We start from the raw sequence: 16,523 nt of genomic DNA on the forward strand, positions 1-16,523 counted from the left end.
CATGGACAAGAAAACCAAAACCGCGCAAGGGCGCAAACGCAATCTGATCGTCGCCACCACCCTGTTCGCCGCCATCGCCATCGGCTACGGCGCCTACTGGGCGCTGGTGCTCAGCCATCAGGAAAGCACCGACGACGCCTATGTCAGCGGCCACCTGGTGCAAGTCACCCCGGAAGTGGGCGGCACCGTCGCCAAGGTGCTGGTGGACGACACCCAGCACGTCAAGGCCGGCCAATTGCTGGTCAGCCTGGACAAGAACGACGCGCAGCTGAACTTCGACCGCGCCCGCAATGAGTTCGCCCAAGCCGTGCGTCAGACCCGCCAATTGATGAGCAACACCCAGCAGCTGGCGGCCCAGGTCACCCTGCGCGAAACCGAGCTGGCCCGCGCCGACGCCGACCTGAAACGCCGCAAACAGTTGGCCGGCACCGACGCGCTGTCGGCGGAAGAACTGGGCCACGCCAACGACGCCGCCGCCGCCGCCAAGGCAGCGCTGGACGCCGCGCGCGAACAGCAAAAAGCCAGCGCCGCGCTGCTGGGCAAGGACGCGCTGGCGCAGCAGCCTGCGGTCAAAGCCGCCGCCAGCCGGCTGAAGGAAGCCTGGCTCGCGCTGCAGCGCACCGAGATCAAGGCCCCGCTGGACGGCGCCGTCGCCCGCCGCAATGTGCAGGTTGGCCAGCGCCTGGCCGCCGGCACCCCGCTGATGTCGGTGATCCCGCTGCAAAACCTGTGGGTGGACGCCAACTTCAAGGAAGGCCAGCTGGCCAAGATCCGCATCGGCCAGCCGGTGGAACTGAAGTCCGATCTCTACGGCGGCAAGATCGTCTACCACGGCAAAGTGGTGGGCCTGTCCGCCGGCACCGGCAGCGCCTTCTCGCTGCTGCCGGCGCAGAACGCCACCGGCAACTGGATCAAGGTGGTTCAACGTGTGCCGGTGCGCATCCAGCTGGACCCGAAAGACCTGCAATCGCACCCGCTGCGCGTCGGCCTGTCCATGGACGCCGTGGTGGACACCTCCAGCACGGACGGCAAGGCCGTGGCCGAAGCCCAGCCCTTCGTCGCCCACCAGGACGTCTCCGGCCAGCTGCCGGACCTGAAACAGGCCGACGAACTGGTGCGGACGCTGCTGGCGGCCAACGCGGGTGAAGGCAAGGCCGAATAAGGGGTCCGGACCATGAATCATCCACCACTGACCGGCTCCAAGCTGGTCTGGATCACGCTGGCGCTGTCGATGTCGGTGTTCATGCAAGTGCTGGACACTACCATCGCCAACGTGGCCTTGCCCACCATCTCGGGCAACCTCGGCGCGGCCACCAGCCAGGGCACCTGGGTGATCACCTCCTTCGGGGTGGCCAACGCCATCGCGGTGCCGCTGACCGGCTGGCTGGCCAAGCGCCTGGGCGAAGTGAAGCTGTTCACCGCCTCCACCCTGCTCTTCGTGCTCACCTCCTGGCTGTGCGGCATGTCCAGCAGCCTGGAAATGCTGATTTTCTTCCGCGTGCTGCAAGGCGCGGTGGCCGGCCCGATGATTCCGCTGTCGCAGAGCCTGCTCTTGTCCTGCTACCCGCCGGAGAAGAAAGGCATGGCGCTGGCGCTATGGGCGATGACGGTGATCGTCGCGCCGGTGTTCGGCCCGATTCTGGGCGGCGTGATCAGCGACAACTGGCACTGGGGCTGGATCTTCTTCATCAACGTGCCGGTGGGACTGGCGGCGGCCTTCATTTCCTGGCGCATCCTCAAGCCGCGTGAAACCGAAACCGTCGATCTGCCTATCGACCGCATCGGCCTCGCCTTGTTGGTGATCGGCGTCGGCGCGCTGCAAATGGTGCTGGACCGCGGCAAAGAGCTGGACTGGTTCAACTCCACCGAGGTGGTCACCCTGGCGGTGATCGCGGTGCTGGCGCTGGTCTATCTGGTGATCTGGGAGCTGGGCGAGAAACATCCCATCGTCGATCTGAGCCTGTTCAAGCAGCGCAACTTCACCGTCGGCACCGTCGCCATCAGCCTGGGCTTCATGCTCTACTTCGGCACCGTGGTGCTGCTGCCCCTGATGCTGCAGACCCAGATGGGCTACACCGCCACCTGGGCCGGCCTGGCCGCAGCCCCCATCGGGCTGATCCCGGTGGTGCTGTCGCCCATCATCGGCAAGTACGCGCAGCGGCTGGACATGCGCTGGGTGGTGACGGTGAGCTTCAGCGTGTACGCGATCTGCTTCTTCTGGCGCAGCACCTTCAACCCGCAGATGGACTTCGCCTACGTGGTGTGGCCGCAGGTGGTGCAGGGCATAGGCGTGGCCTGCTTCTTCATGCCGCTGACCACGATCACCCTGTCCGGCCTGCATCCCAGCCAGATCGCCAGCGCGTCCAGCCTGTCCAACTTCCTGCGGATTCTGGCCGGCAGCATCGGCACCTCGATCACCACCACGATGTGGGACCGTCGCGAGGCGATGCACCACGCGCGCCTGACCGAGCATGTCAGCCTCTACGATCAGGCGTCCAACGCCTGGTTCCGGCTGCTGGACATGGCTGGCCTGTCCTCCGGACAGCAGGCGGCGCTGACCTCGCTGCAAATCACCAAGCAGGGCTACATCATGGCGGCCAATGAGATTTTCTGGCTGTCCGGCGTGCTGTTCGTGCTGCTGATCGGCCTGGTGTGGTTCGCCAAGCCGCCGTTCACCGCTGCTGGCGGCGACAGCGGCGCGCATTGAGAACCTGCTTACGATCCGCATCGTAAACAGGGTCTAAACAAGTCCAGTGGACCGGGCGGCGATGGTATCGTCGCCCGGTTTTTCTATTCTCCCCGAAACACCGCCGCGCGCTTGTCCAGGAAAGCCCGCATGCCCTCCTTCTGATCCCGCGACGCGAACAAGAGCTGATACGCCTTGCGCTCCAGCATCAGCGCCGTCGCCAACGGCGCGTCGGCGCCGGCCAGCACCACTTCCTTGATCTGCTCCACCGCCAGCGGCGGCAGCGCGGCGATCTGCGCCGCCAGCTCCAGCGCGCGCGTTTCCAGCGCCTCGTCCGCCGTCACCTCGCTGACCAGGCCCATCGCCAGCGCCTCCGCCGCGCCGATGCGCTCGCCGGTCAACAGCAGCTTCATCGCGCGGAACTTGCCCACCGCCCGCAGCAGCCGCTGGGTGCCGCCGGCGCCCGGCATCACCCCCACCTTGACTTCCGGCTGACCGAACTGGGCGGATTCGGCGGCGACGACGATGTCGGCGTGCATCGCCAGCTCGCAGCCGCCGCCCAAGGCATAGCCGGCCACCGCCGCGATCACCGGCTTGGGACAGTCGGCAATCGCCTGCCATAGCTTGTGCAGTTGGCGCTGCATCAGTTCTATGCTGCCGCAGTCTGCCAGCTCGGTCAGGTCCGCGCCGGCGGCGAAAGCGCGATGGTCGCCGCACAGCAGAATCGCCCTGACGTCGGCCGCGGCGGCCAGCTCCTGGAAACGCCGCGCCAACTCCCGCCGCAGCGCCGTATTCAAGGCATTGAGCGCCTGCGGGCGGTTCAAACGCAGCCGCGCCACGCCGTCGGCCGGATAATCCAGCAAGATCAGTTCGTCCATCACGCCTCCTCCACCCGCTCCAGCACCAGGGCCACGCCCTGGCCGACACCGACGCACATCGCGCACAGCGCCAGCCTATCTCCGCTGGCCTCCAGCTGACGCAGCGCGGTCAGCGCCAGCCTGGCGCCGGAAGCTCCCAGGGGATGGCCCAGCGCGATCGCGCCGCCGTTGGGGTTGACCCGGGCGTCGTCGTCGGCCAAGCCCAGTTGGCGCAGCACCGCCAGCGATTGCGAGGCGAATGCCTCGTTCAGCTCGATCACGTCCATATCCGCCACGCTCAGGCCCAGCCGCCGCAACAGCTTTTCCGCCGCCGGCGCCGGCCCCATGCCCATGATGCGCGGCTCCAGCCCCACCGAGCACATGCCCAGAATCCGCGCCCGCGGACGCAGGCCGTGGCGCTTGAGCCCGGCGCCGCTGGCCAGCAGCAGCGCCGCCGCGCCGTCGTTGACGCCGGAGGCGTTGCCGGCGGTGACCGAGCCGTCCGCCACCACGCCCTTGAGCCGCGCCAGCTCCGCCAGCGTGGTGGCCGGCCGCGGGTGCTCGTCCCGGATCACCCGCAGCGGCTCGCCCTTGCGCTGCGGCAGCTCCAAGGCCAGGATCTCCGCGTCGAAGAAACCGCGCTCGCGCGCCGCGGCGTAACGCTGCTGGCTGCGCAGCGCGAAGGCGTCCTGATCGGCGCGGGAAATCTTGAACTGGCGCGCGACGTTTTCCGCGGTTTCCGGCATGGAGTCGATGCCGAACTGACGCTGAAACGCCGGGTTGACGAAGCGCCAGCCTATGGTGCTGTCCTCTATCCGCGCATTGCGCGCGAACGGGCTCTCGGCCTTGCCCAGCACGAAGGGCGCGCGCGACATGCTCTCCACGCCGCCGGCCAGCACCAGTTCGGCTTCGCCTGCGGCGATCGCCCGCGCGGCCAGACCCACCGCGTCCAGTCCGGACGCGCACAGGCGGTTGACCGTGATCGCCGGCGCGGACTGCGGCAGGCCGGCCAGCAAGGCCGCCATCCGTGCCACATTGCGGTTGTCCTCGCCGGCCTGATTGGCGCAGCCCAGAATCACCTCGTCCAGGCAGGACCAGTCCAGCGGATGGCGCCGCATCAGCGCGGCGAGCGGCAGCGCCGCCAGATCGTCGGCGCGCACGCCGGAAAGCGCGCCGCCGTAACGGCCGAACGGGGTGCGAATGCCGTCACAGATATAGGCATGGGGCATGGGAAACCTCCTGGATCAACGGTGTTGGAACTGCGGCGGCCGCTTGTCGAGAAAGGCCTGCATGCCTTCCTTCTGGTCGGCCAGCGAGAAACTGGCGTGAAAGGCGCGCCGTTCGAACAGCAGGCCTTCGGCCAGGCTGGATTCGAAAGCGCGGTTCAAGGACTCCTTGATCAGCATCAGCGCCGGCAGCGAGTAGCCCGCCATCCGCGCGGCCAGCGCCTGCGCCGTCGCCAGCACGTCGACGTCCGCCACCACCCGCGACACCAGGCCGGCGCGCTCGGCTTCGTCGGCGCTATAGAGCTGGCCGCTCAAGCACCATTCCATCGCCTTGGCCTTGCCGATGGCGCGCGGCAGCCGCTGGGTACCGCCCATGCCGGGCAGGGTGCCCAGCTTGACTTCCGGCTGGCCGAAGCGGGCGGACTCGCCGGCAATGATCACGTCGCACATCATCGCCAGCTCGCAGCCGCCGCCTATCGCCAGGCCGCGCACCGCGGCGATCAGCGGCTTGCGCACGCCGCGCGCGCGCTCCCAGTGCCGGCTTACGTAATCGTCGAGAAAGACTTGCTGATAATCCCATTCGGCCATGCGGCCGATGTCGGCGCCGGCGGCGAAGGCCTGCTCGGTGCCGGACAGCAGAATGACGCTGATGTCGGGATCGCCGTCCGCCGCGTCCAGCGCGGACTCCAGCTCCCGCATCAGCTCGGGGCTCAGCGCATTGAGCTGCGCCGGCCGGTGAATTTCCAGGTGGCAGATCCGCTCAGCGCGGCGCTCCCTCAGATGCTCGCTCATGGTCAGTTCCCTCTCCACATCCGTACACCCCGTGAAGAAACAACTGGCTGACTATCCGCGCCATGCCCTGCCGGTCCACCGCGCCGTCCGCGCGGAACCAGGTGAAGGTCCAGTTCATCATGCCGAACAAGGTCATCGTCACCGGTTTGACCTCCGTCGCCGGCAGCTCCGGCCGCAAGCGGGCGATCAGTTCGGCAAAGGCGGACACCACGCCGGCCTGCTTGGCCTTCACCTTCAGCCGGTCCGCCTCGCCCAGGAATTTGACGTCCTGCACCAAGACCATGTGGTAATGGCGCGAGAACGCGTACTCCTCCATGAAGCGCTCGATCAGCAGCCGCAGATGCGCGTCCGCCGGCAGCGCTTGCCGCGCCGCCTCATCGACGATGCCCACCAACCTATCCACATAGGTGTCGGCGATGTCGAACAGCAGATGCGATTTGTCGCGGTAGTAGTGATACAGCAGCGGCTTGGACATGCCGCACAGCTCAGCCAGTTGGGCTATCGAAGCACTGGGAAAACTCTGCTCGGCAAACAGGCGGGCAGCGTTCTCCAGTATGTTTTGTTGCTGCGCCTCGTAATTGGGAGATTTTGTTCTGGCCATATCCGCATATCGGTTGAATGAAAAGACCAGACGCGGCACCAGCGAACCTCCCCGATGACTACGAGCCGCCAGGCAGACCCCGGTCAAACCGGGGCTTGCCAGCGGTTCTAGACAAGCAACCGTCAACGCTCATCAAAACTGAGCACCACTTGCTGGGTCCGTGGACGCGCCTGACAGGCGAGCACGAAGCCTTGTTCCACCTCGGCCGCTTCCAGGGCGAAATTCTTGTCCATGGACACGCGGCCGGACAGCACCTTGGCTCGGCAGGTGCAGCATACCCCACCTTGGCAAGAGTAAGGTAGGTCGACCCCGGCCACGGTGGCCGCTTCCAGGATGCGCTCGCCGGCGCTCAGTTCCAGTTGGCGCTGCTGTCCGTCGATGATGAGGGTGACGCTGGCCGCCGGATTGTCCTCGGCCGCCGCTGCCGGTTTGGCCGCGCCGCGCCCCGGTACGCCGAAACGTTCGTAATGGATGCGTCCGGCGGCCAGCCCCACGCGCTCCAGGCAGGCGCAGGCCTGATCAATCATATCGTTGGGGCCGCAAACGAAGGCTTCGTCCACCGCGCCGTCCGGCAGCAGCGCGGCCAGCGCCCTGTGCAGCCGTTCGCCGTCGAGACGGCCGTGAAACAGCTCCGGCTGCTGCGCTTCGCGGCTGAGGAAGTGATACACCGCCAGGCGCGCCGGATAGCGCGACTTCAGCGCCGCCAGCTCATCGGCGAACAGAATGCCGCCGCGCCGCCGATTGCCGTACAGCAAGGTGAAACGGCTGTGCGGCTCTCGCCGCAAGGTGGTTTTCAAGGTGGACAGCAAGGGGGTGATGCCGCTGCCGGCGACGATGCCCAGATAATGCTTGCGCTGCTCCGCCGCCAGCGGCGTGAAAAAGCGCCCCTCCGGCGGCATCGCTTCCACCTCCTGCCCAAGCTGCCAATGCCGATGAACGTGGCTGGAGAATACGCCGCCCTCCACCCGCTTCACCGCCACCCGTAAAATGCCTTCGTCCGCGCCGCAGCACAGCGAATAAGTGCGCCGCTGCTCCACGCCGTCGATATGTTCGCGAAACACCAGGTGCTGGCCCTGGGTGAAGCGGAAGCGCTCCTTAAACTCCGCCGGCGGCTCCAAGGTCAGCGAAATGGCGTCGTCGGTTTCCTGGCGACGTTCGACGACGCGCAGGCGATGGAAAGCTAGTCTCATCCCGGTCTCCTTACTCCGGTCCCTCAGTGGACTCAGATCGGCTTGAAATACTCGAATGGCTCCAGACAGGCCTCGCAGCGGTAGAGCGCCTTGCAGGCGGTGGAGCCGAACTGGCTCAGCCGCCGGCTGCGGACGGAGCCGCATTGCGGGCAGGCCGGCGCCGCCGTTTGGAAGCGCAGCGGCTGCCAGTCGTCCTCGGCCGCCCTTGCGCAGGCCGGCGGCGCAATGCCGTAACGGCGCAGCTTTTCGCGGCCGTCGGCGCTGATCCAGTCGCTGCTCCAGGCCGGACTCAGCTGGGTGCGCAACACCACCCGCTCTTCGCCCGCCTGACCCAAGGCCTGCCGCACCGAGGCGGCGATGGCCTCGGTCGCCGGGCAGCCGGAATAAGTGGGGGTCAGCGTCACCTCCAGATCCTCCCCCACCCGCGCCACTTTGCGCACGATGCCCAGATCGCACAGCGACACCGCCGGCACCTCGGGGTCCGGCACCTGGTCCAGCACCCGCCAGGCTTGCGCCACGCTCAGCCGCGCGGCGCGCATCACCAGCGCCCTCCGGGATAGGCGCGCTGCAGGAACTGCATCTCCGCCAGCACATGGCCCAAGGATTCGCTGTGTTCGCCGCGCTTGCCGCCGGAGCGATATTCGGTGTCCGCCGGGGGCCGCAGCGTGGCCTCTGCCAGCACCGGCAGCATCAGCGCCTCCCATTCCTTCCGCAGAAGAGCCGCTTGCGGCGCGACGCCGTCCAGGCGCCGCTCCAGCGCGTCGTCGTCGAACATCTCGGCCAGATACGGCCACCAATGCGTCAGCGCCCGCTGCATGCGCCGCCGCGATTCGTCGGTGCCGTCGCCCAGCCGCACCACCCATTCCGCCGCGTAGCGCAGGTGGTAGCGGCTTTCCGCCAGCGCCTTGCCGGCGATCGCCGCCAGCCGCGCTTCGCCGCCGCCGCGCAAGGCCCGCCACACAGCCACTTGGTAGGCGCTGAACAGGGCGATGCGCAACACGGTCTGGCCGAAGTCGCCGTTGGGCAGCTCCAGCAAGGTCAGGTTGCGGAACGCCGGCGCGTCGCGCAGATAGGCCAGCGCGTCCTCGTCCCGGCCCCGTCCCTCCCATTCGCCTGCCAGGCTCAGCAGCAAGCGCGACTGGCCTATCAGATCCAGCGCGATATTGCTCAGCGCGATATCGTCTTCCAACTCCGGCGCGTGGCCGCACCATTCACCCAGGCGCTGGCCCAACAACAAGGTGTTGTCGCCCAGCCGCAGCGCGTATTCGATCAGGTCCGCCGTCGCCGGCGGCTGCGTTTGCACAGCTATCTGCACAGACATCGCGCACTCCTCACATATGGTTCACGGCTTCCGGCAACTGGAAGAAGGTGGGCAAGCGATAAGTCTTGCTGGCCATCGGTTCGAACAGCATCTCGCGTTCGTCCGGCTCGCTGCAGCTCAGCGCCGCGCTGGGCAGCGCCCAGACCGCGCCGGGCGGGAACTCGCCGAAGGCCCGCTCCGCCCGCTCCAAGGCCTGCGATGCCGACGCTGCCAGCAGGCTGGCGACGTGCAGATGATCCAGGCCCGGCTTGAGCTGCAAAAACACTTCGTACTGTTGCGGCGCCTCGGCCGCTGTCGCAGACGGCGGCTCGCCGTTCTCGCTTAGGCGGGCGCTGGGCGCCACCCACAGGCTGATGCCCTCTTGGCGGCGGAAATAGATGTCTCTGGCCAGCAGCAGCGCATGGCGCGCATCGGCGGCATGCAGGCTGCTGGAGTGCTTGTATTGCAAGGCGTTGCGGCCAAGGACAAAAACCTCGAAACGCGGCCAGGCGTTAGGCTCGGACATGATGGCTCCTGATCAGGCGGCGGCACGCGCCGCCTGTTTGTCGGCATAGGCTCGGGCCGCGGCGCGCACCCAGGCCCCCTCTTCATGCGCGCGGACGCGCGCGGCCATGCGTTCGCGGTTGCAGGGGCCGTCGCCCGCCAGCACCCGCTTGAACTCCGTCCAATCCGGCTCGCCGAAGTCGTAATGACCGCGCGCCTCGTTCCAGACCAGCGCCGGGTCCGGCAGCGTGATGCCCAGCACTTCGGCCTGGGGCACGATGGCGTCGACGAATTTCTGCCGCAAATCGTCGTTGGAAATGCGCTTGATGCCCCATTGCATGCTGCTGGCGCTGTGCACCGAATCCCGGTCCGGCGGGCCGAACATCATCAGCACCGGCCACCACCAGCGGTTCACCGACTCCTGCACCATGGCCCGCTGCTCCGCGCTGCCGCCCATCATCGTCAGCAGCAGATCGTAGCCCTGGCGCTGGTGAAAGCTTTCTTCCTTGCAGATGCGCACCATGGCGCGGGCGTACGGGCCGTAGGAACAGCGGCACAGCGGAATCTGGTTCATGATCGCCGCGCCGTCCACCAGCCAGCCTATGGTGCCGATGTCGGCCCAGGACAAAGTGGGGTAATTGAAGATGCTGGAGTACTTGGCGCGGCCGGATAGCAAGGTCGCCACCATTTCGTCGCGCGGGCTGCCCAGGGTTTCCGCCGCCGCGTACAGATAAAGGCCGTGCCCGCCCTCGTCCTGCACCTTGGCCAGCAGAATGGCCTTGCGCTTGAGCGTGGGCGCGCGGCCGATCCAGTTGCCTTCCGGCAGCATGCCCACCACTTCGGAATGCGCATGCTGGGAGATCTGCCGCAACAAGGTTTTGCGGTAGGCGAGCGGCATCCAGTCGCGCGCTTCTATCTTGTCCTCCGCCTGCAGCTTGGCGTCGAAGGCCTGCTGCTGAAGCGACGGCTCGGCCGCCGCCGCGGCGATGTCCGGCTGATCCAGAGCTTGGGTGTACATGGCGCATCCTCCTAGGTGAGCATCGCCGGAAGCGGATGTCCGGCGCGCTGAAACAGCATATTAATTAATTTACCGGTCGTTCAATTAAAATACAAGCATTAACGCAACCTGCCCCTCGTCGCCTAGTCGCGCGGCCGCTTGTCCACCACCCGCCGCGCCTTGCCCACCGAGCGTTCTATGGTCATCGGCTCCACCACCTGCACTGTGGTCGTCACGCCGACATGGCTCTTGATGCTGTGCTGCAACTGCCGCGCCGCCAGCTGTTTGGCGTCGTCGCGCGCCGGCCCGCTGGGCTCGCGCTCGACGAAGACCGCCAGGCTGTCCAGGTGACCGTCCTTGTCGACCTCCAGATAGAAATGCGGCGCCAGCCCCGTTTGCCGCAGAATCACTTCCTCGATCTGGGTGGGAAACACATTGACGCCGCGGATGATCAGCATATCGTCGGACCGGCCGACGATCTTGCCGATGCGCCGCATCGAACGGCTGCTGGGCGGCAGCAGCCGGGTCAGGTCGCGGGTGCGGTAGCGGATCACCGGCATCGCTTCCTTGGTCAGCGAGGTCAGCACCAATTCGCCCTCCTCCCCGTCCGGCAGCACTTCGCCGCTGTGCGGATCGATGATTTCCGGGTAGAAGAAATCCTCCCAGATCACCGGGCCGTCCTTGCTTTCCACGCACTCGCTGGCCACGCCCGGCCCCATCACCTCGGACAGGCCGTAAATGTCCACCGCGTCTATGCCGGCTCGGCGCTCGATCTCCTGCCGCATCTGCCCGGTCCACGGCTCGGCGCCGAAGATGCCCACCTGCAAGGAGCAGGCCGCCGCATCCATGCCCCGGCGCTCCATTTCATCGAGGATGTTCAACATATAGGACGGCGTGACCATGATGATGTCCGGGCGGAAATCCTGGATCAGCTGCACCTGGCGCTCGGTCTGACCGCCGGACATCGGCACCACGGTGCACCCCAGGCGTTCCGCGCCGTAGTGCGCGCCCAGTCCGCCGGTGAACAGGCCGTAACCGTAAGCGATGTGCACCATGCTGCCGCGCCGGCCGCCGGCGGCGCGGATGGAGCGCGCCACCACCGTGGCCCAGGCCTCGATATCGTTGCGGGTGTATCCCACCACCGTGGGCTGGCCGGTGGTGCCGCTGCTGGCGTGGATGCGCGACACCTGGTCTCGCGGCACCGCGAACAGGCCAAACGGGTAGTTGTCGCGCAAATCCGCCTTGCTGGTGAACGGGAAGCGGCTCAGATCCTCCAGCCGCCGCAATTGCCGGGGATGGACGTCGGCTTGCTCGCACTTGGCGCGAAAGGGCGCGACATTGTCGTAAGTGTGTTGCAGCGTCCATTGCAGACGCTGCAGCTGCAAGGCGGACAGTTCGTCGCGGCTGGCGGTTTCCATCGCGTCCAGCTCGCTGGACATAGGGCGGGTGACGGGCATGGTGCTTCTCCTGTGTGGGTTCGGGGCTGGCTCTGCGGCCAATTGCTGCTGGCTGGACAAGACGGCGGGCTTGCGCTCCTTGGACGGGCGTTGAGAAACAAAAAACAGCATGCGGCCTTTTACTCGGCCCGCTCTCCGCTCCGGTGCGAGCGGCCGCGCAACAGGGCCAGGGTTTCGCCGCGCTGATTGCTGATCCGCACATCGTAAAGACCTTGCCGAGCCCCCTGATGCAGGCACTCGGCCTCCGCCAGCAGACAGTCCCCGCCGCGGGCCGGCAGCAGATACTCCACGCTGACGGCCGCGCCGACCGTCCTCGGCCCCCAGCTATTGCAGGCGACGGCGAAAGCGGTGTCCGCCAGCGCGCACAGCAGGCCGCCGTGACATAGCTGGAAGCCGTTGAGCATGTCGTCGCGTACGCGCATGCGTAGCCGGGCCCGGCCCGGCGCCACGTCCAGCAGCTCCATGCCCAGGCTGGCCGACGCCCGATCCTGGCTCAGCATCGCCAGCGCGCTGTTCTCGGCAAGTTGCCGAGCGGCTTCTGTCTCAGTCATGGAAGCGTCCTCCGGACAAGGCCAGCCGCCGCAGCAGCGGCGAGACGCGATAACGATCGTCGCCGTAGTGCGCGTGCAAAGCGTCCAATGTCTGCGCCAGATAGTCCGTGCCGAGCTTATCGGCCCAGGCCAGCGGACCGCGGGGATAGGCGGCGCCCAGGCACATCGCCTGATCCACGCTGTCCGCCGCGGCCACGCCCTGCCCCACCGCGTCGGCCGCCTCGTTGGCCAGCATCGCCACGGTGCGCAGCACCGCCATGCCGGCGGCGTCGTCCATCCGCGACACCAGCAGGCCTGCCGCCTGCAACACGCCCTCCGCCCGCACCGCCGCCTCCGGCGCGGCCTGGTCCGCCACGGCCAGCGCCAGCCGCGGCGCGCCGGCGTAATCCAGAGCCAGATCGAACACCGCCCAGCCGGCGTGGCCGCTGTCCGCGGCGCGGCGGGTGGCGCTGCGGCCGTCGGACAGGGCCAGCCGCAAATCATCCCAACTCAGCCAGCCCTGCTCCGGTCCCGGCTCGCGCTCCACACGCACGCCGCCGGCCCGCAAGCGCGCCAGCAAGGGTTCGGCCGCGCCCAAGCCGCCATGCACGCGCAGCGCCGCGGGCGCCGCTTGCGGCGGCGCGGTGTCCGGCGCCGGCAAGGCCTGGCCGTAATCGTAAAAGCCGCGACCGCTCTTGCGGCCCAGGCGGCCGGCCGTGACCAACTCCTGCTGCAGCGGCGACGGCCGGAAACGCGGGTCCTGCTGCATCGCCTGATACACCGACTGCGTCACCGCGAAATTCACGTCATGGCCGATCAGGTCCATCAACTCCAAGGGCCCCATCGCGAAGCCGCCGGCTTCGCGCAGCAAGGCGTCCAATGTGGATGGCGCGCAAGCGCCTTCTTGCAGCAGCCGCAAGGCCTCGGCGTAGAAAGGCCGCGCCACCCGGTTGACGATAAAGCCGGGAGTGGACGCGGCCGGCGCCGGCGTCTTGCCCCAAGCGCGCATCCACTGGCACAGACGCTCCGACAAAGCCGGCGCGGTCTCCAGCCCGCTCACCACTTCCACCAGCTTCATCCGCGTGGCCGGATTGAAGAAATGCAGACCGATCACCCGCTCGGGATGACGCAGACCCGCCGCCAGCGCGGTGATGGACAGAGAGGAGGTGTTGCTGGCCAGGATGGCGGCGGCCGGCAACAGGGCGTCCAACTGACGCAGCAGCGCCTGCTTGGCGTCCAGACGTTCGACGATGGCCTCTATCGCCAAGGCGGCGTCGGCCAGCTCCTCCAGACAGGAGGCCGGCCGCAGCCGGCGGCGCGCGGCGTCCAGTTGCGACTGGCTCCATTTGCCGCGCCGGACCAGGCCGGCCCAGTCCGCGGCGATCGCATCCGGCGCCGCCGCCGCCGCGGCCGCGTCCTGATCGTAGAGATAGACCTCATGCCCCGCCGCAGCGGCCACCGCGGCGATGCCGCGCCCCATCGCGCCGGCGCCTATCACCGCCACGCGCTGTTCCTTGTCCGGTTTCATGGTCATCGTCCTCCAAAGCGCGGCGGCCGCTTGCCCAGAAAAGCCGCCACGCCTTCGCGGTAATCGGCGCTGAAGCCCAGCTCCCGCTGCGTGTCGCGCTCCAATTGCAGTTGCCGCTCCAGGCTGTTGCCCTCGGCCGCCTGCAGCGCCTGCTTGATCCGCGCGTAGGCCAGCGTCGGCCCGCTGGCCAGTTGCTCGGCAAGCTGCCGCACCGCGGCGGGAAAATCCTCGTCGTCTACGCAGCGCCAGATCAAGCCCCATTGCTCGGCACGCTCGGCCGGCAAGGGCTCGGCCAGCAGCGCCAGCCCCATCGCCCGCGCCTGGCCCAGCAAACGCGGCAGCCAGTAGCTGCCGCCGGCGTCCGGCAGTAGACCGATCTTGCTGAAGGCCTGGATGAAACTCGCCGAGCGGGCGGCGATCACCAGATCGCAAGCCAGGGCGATATTCGCTCCGGCCCCGGCCGCTACGCCGTTGACCGCGGCGATCACCGGCTTGGGCATATCGCGCAGCCGCCGCACCAGCGGCGCGTAGTAAGCCTCGATGGACAAGCCCAGATCCGCCGGCGGCTGCCCCGGCTCCGGCGCTCGGTCGCTCAGATCCTGGCCGGCGCAGAAGGCGCGGCCGGCGCCGGTCAGCACCAGCGCCCGGACCTCGGCGTCGTCGCGCAGGCGGTCCAAGGCCGCCGCCAAGGCCTGGTGCATGGCGGGGTTGAAGCTGTTCAGCCTTTGCGGCCGATTCAGCGTCACGGTCGCCACTCCGGCCTCCAGATTCACCTCAATACTCGTTTCCGCTGCCTGCATGCTCGCCTCCCCTTTGGGCGCGGCCTTGGCTCACTGGCCAAACCGCCACTTCGGCAAACGCTATCATTGACCGACCGGAAAATCAATTATAAGCTGACCCACATCAATGACAGTGCGCTGAAACTGTTGTTACCGTGCCCGGCTTGCCGCTGACATGGCGCAGGCCGGCCTCTCATCCCTCCGCCCGAGGAGAACGTCCATGTCTCACCCTCTGTTCCAGCAGCATCAAGCCACCTTGGACCAGGCCCTGCAGGCCTTGAACGCGCGCCAGTACTGGTCCCCGCACCCGGAAATGCCCAGCCCCAGAACTTATGGCGAAACCGCCGCCGCGGACGGCCAGGCGGCGTTTGAGGCTTTATTGCAACAAGACTTCCAGCTGGACGGCCTACCAGCCGGCCAGGGCTGGGTGGGCAGCGAACGCTCTCCCTATCGCGGCGCTTTGCGCATCCGCTATCCGCGCCATGACGCCGACGCCTTGCTGAGCGCCTCCACCGCGGCGCTGCAATCGTGGCGGCAAGCCGGCCCGCAGGCCTGGGTGGGCGTCTGCCTGGAAATCATTCAGCGGCTGAACCGCCGCAGCTTCGAGATCGCCCACGCGGTGATGCACACCACCGGCCAGGCCTTCATGATGGCCTTCCAGGCCGGCGGCCCGCATGCGCAGGACCGCGCCTTGGAGGCCGTGACCTACGCCTGGCGCGAGATGTCGGCCATTCCCGGACACTGCCGCTGGAGCAAGCCGCAGGGCAAACATGAGCCGCTGGTGCTGGAGAAAAGCTGGAAGGTGATCCCGCGCGGCGTCGGCCTGGTGATAGGCTGCAGCACCTTTCCCACCTGGAACGGCTATCCGGGGCTGTTCGCCAGCCTGGCCACCGGCAACAGCGTCATCGTCAAGCCGCATCCCGGCGCGGTGCTGCCGCTGGCCCTGACGGTGCGCATCGCCCGCGAAGTGCTGGCCGAGGCCGGTTTCGATCCCAATACCGTGCTGCTGGCGGCGAACCAGCACGGCGAGCCGCTGGCCAGCCTGTTGGCGCAGCGGTCGGAGGTGAAGCTGATCGACTTCACCGGCAGCAGCGCTCACGGCGAGTGGCTGGAAAGCCAGTGCCGCCACGCTCAGGTCTACACCGAGAAGGCCGGCGTCAACTGCGTGGTGCTGGACTCCACCGCCGATTTCCCCGGCCTGTGCCGCAACCTCGCGCTGTCGCTGGCGCTGTACAGCGGCCAGATGTGCACCGCGCCGCAGAATATTTTCATCCCGGCCGACGGCATCCACACGCCCGAAGGCAAGCTGTCCTACCAGCAAACGGTGGAAGGCCTGTGCGCGGCGCTGGAAGCACTGTGCGCGGAGCCGGCCAAGGCGGTGGAACTGCTGGGCGCGCTTCAGAACCCCGGCGTGGTCCAAAGGCTGGAGGCGGCGCGCGCGCTGGGCCGGCCGGCGCTGGACAGCCGGAGGCTGAGCCACCCGCAATACCCGGAAGCCGAGGTGCGCACCCCGCTGTTGCGCCAATTGACGATGGAGGACCGCGCCGTTTACGAGCAGGAACACTTCGGGCCGATCAGCTTCCTGATTCAGACGCCGGACAGCGCCGCCGCGCTGCGCCAGGCGGAAGACAGCATGCGCCGCCACGGCGCCCTGAGCTTCTCGATCTACAGCACGGACCAGCAGGTGCAGGCGCTGGCCCGGCAGGCGGCGGAAAACGCCTGCGTGTCGCTGGCGCTCAATTTCACCGGCGCGGTGATGGTCAATCAGTCCGCCGCCTTCAGCGACTTCCACGGCAGCGGCGGCAATCCGGCGGCCAACGCCAGCTTGTCCGACAGCGCCTTCGTCGCCAACCGCTTCCGCGTGGCGCAAACCCGCAGCTTCGTCTGAGCCCCGGCCCCGGTCTCGGCCGGGGCGCCACCCGCCATCGTCAAAAGCGCGTTTACGATCCGGCAAGCCGGAGCGAGACAAGGCCTTGCCGCGAAAGAACAGGAATGTGCCGGCGATGCGCCGGCGTTCTTGCGCGGCGCTCGCCGGCTATCGCTCCACGCCGCGCAGCTGATCGTAAGCCGCTTGTT

16 protein-coding genes are annotated in these 16,523 nt (G+C 67.7%); 3 read left to right on the forward strand and 13 right to left on the reverse strand.

Translation table 11 applies throughout. The features are described 5' to 3' along the window. The first annotated feature begins 1 nt into the window (after position 1). Positions 2-1,162, forward strand: coding sequence for an EmrA/EmrK family multidrug efflux transporter periplasmic adaptor subunit (locus tag JC616_RS21310; protein WP_227105315.1), 1,161 nt, complete (start codon positions 2-4; stop codon positions 1,160-1,162). A gap of 12 nt (positions 1,163-1,174) precedes the next feature. Then, positions 1,175-2,707, forward strand: coding sequence for a DHA2 family efflux MFS transporter permease subunit (locus JC616_RS21315; RefSeq protein WP_107800765.1), 1,533 nt, complete (start codon positions 1,175-1,177; stop codon positions 2,705-2,707). Positions 2,708-2,790: 83 nt separating this feature from the next. Here JC616_RS21315 and JC616_RS21320 read toward each other — a convergent pair whose 3' ends face one another. The 13 genes from JC616_RS21320 to paaG form a co-directional block, all read right to left on the reverse strand. Further along, a complete protein-coding gene (locus tag JC616_RS21320; RefSeq protein ID WP_227105317.1) occupies positions 2,791-3,564 on the reverse strand; it encodes an enoyl-CoA hydratase-related protein in 774 nt (257 codons plus the stop codon). Further along, positions 3,564-4,772: a 3-oxoadipyl-CoA thiolase gene (pcaF, locus tag JC616_RS21325; RefSeq protein WP_227105319.1), complete on the reverse strand. Its 1,209-nt coding sequence runs from the start codon at positions 4,770-4,772 to the stop codon at positions 3,564-3,566. Before pcaF ends, JC616_RS21320 begins: the two co-directional genes overlap by 1 nt. Positions 4,773-4,787: 15 nt before the next feature. Then, on the reverse strand, positions 4,788-5,561 hold the full coding sequence (locus JC616_RS21330; RefSeq protein ID WP_227105321.1) for an enoyl-CoA hydratase-related protein: 774 nt from the start codon (positions 5,559-5,561) through the stop codon (positions 4,788-4,790). Continuing rightward, positions 5,530-6,162: a TetR/AcrR family transcriptional regulator gene (locus JC616_RS21335; protein WP_107800769.1), complete on the reverse strand. Its 633-nt coding sequence runs from the start codon at positions 6,160-6,162 to the stop codon at positions 5,530-5,532. Before JC616_RS21335 ends, JC616_RS21330 begins: the two co-directional genes overlap by 32 nt. Before the next feature lie 122 nt (positions 6,163-6,284). Next, positions 6,285-7,352: a 1,2-phenylacetyl-CoA epoxidase subunit PaaE gene (paaE, locus tag JC616_RS21340; protein ID WP_227105323.1), complete on the reverse strand. Its 1,068-nt coding sequence runs from the start codon at positions 7,350-7,352 to the stop codon at positions 6,285-6,287. 32 nt (positions 7,353-7,384) lie between these two features. After that, positions 7,385-7,891 carry a 1,2-phenylacetyl-CoA epoxidase subunit PaaD gene (gene paaD, locus JC616_RS21345; RefSeq protein WP_107800771.1) on the reverse strand — a complete coding sequence of 169 codons (507 nt, stop codon included), beginning with the start codon at positions 7,889-7,891 and terminating at the stop codon, positions 7,385-7,387. After that, positions 7,891-8,673, reverse strand: coding sequence for a 1,2-phenylacetyl-CoA epoxidase subunit PaaC (paaC, locus tag JC616_RS21350; protein WP_227105324.1), 783 nt, complete (start codon positions 8,671-8,673; stop codon positions 7,891-7,893). The genes paaD and paaC overlap by 1 nt, the downstream gene beginning before the upstream one ends. A 10-nt stretch (positions 8,674-8,683) precedes the next feature. After that, entirely contained in the window at positions 8,684-9,178 is a 495-nt protein-coding gene (locus JC616_RS21355) for a hypothetical protein (protein ID WP_227105325.1), read from the reverse strand. Positions 9,179-9,190: 12 nt separating this feature from the next. Beyond that, positions 9,191-10,174, reverse strand: a complete 984-nt coding sequence (paaA, locus tag JC616_RS21360) for a 1,2-phenylacetyl-CoA epoxidase subunit PaaA (protein WP_227105326.1) — start codon at positions 10,172-10,174, stop codon at positions 9,191-9,193. Positions 10,175-10,296: 122 nt separating this feature from the next. Then, a complete protein-coding gene (gene paaK, locus JC616_RS21365) occupies positions 10,297-11,610 on the reverse strand; it encodes a phenylacetate--CoA ligase PaaK (RefSeq protein ID WP_107800773.1) in 1,314 nt (437 codons plus the stop codon). Between the two features lie 119 nt (positions 11,611-11,729). Continuing rightward, positions 11,730-12,161, reverse strand: coding sequence for a hydroxyphenylacetyl-CoA thioesterase PaaI (paaI, locus tag JC616_RS21370; RefSeq protein ID WP_107800774.1), 432 nt, complete (start codon positions 12,159-12,161; stop codon positions 11,730-11,732). Next, positions 12,154-13,668: a 3-hydroxyacyl-CoA dehydrogenase gene (locus JC616_RS21375; protein ID WP_227105327.1), complete on the reverse strand. Its 1,515-nt coding sequence runs from the start codon at positions 13,666-13,668 to the stop codon at positions 12,154-12,156. Before JC616_RS21375 ends, paaI begins: the two co-directional genes overlap by 8 nt. 2 nt (positions 13,669-13,670) lie before the next feature. Next, a complete protein-coding gene (paaG, locus tag JC616_RS21380) occupies positions 13,671-14,468 on the reverse strand; it encodes a 2-(1,2-epoxy-1,2-dihydrophenyl)acetyl-CoA isomerase PaaG (protein WP_107800776.1) in 798 nt (265 codons plus the stop codon). 199 nt (positions 14,469-14,667) lie between these two features. Here paaG and paaN point away from each other — a divergent pair, with 199 nt between their 5' ends. Continuing rightward, complete coding sequence (gene paaN, locus JC616_RS21385) at positions 14,668-16,335, forward strand: phenylacetic acid degradation protein PaaN (RefSeq protein ID WP_227105328.1); 1,668 nt, start codon at positions 14,668-14,670, stop codon at positions 16,333-16,335. Positions 16,336-16,523 lie beyond the last annotated feature (188 nt).

The organism is Chromobacterium rhizoryzae (assembly GCF_020544465.1).
Lineage (GTDB): Bacteria > Pseudomonadota > Gammaproteobacteria > Burkholderiales > Chromobacteriaceae > Chromobacterium.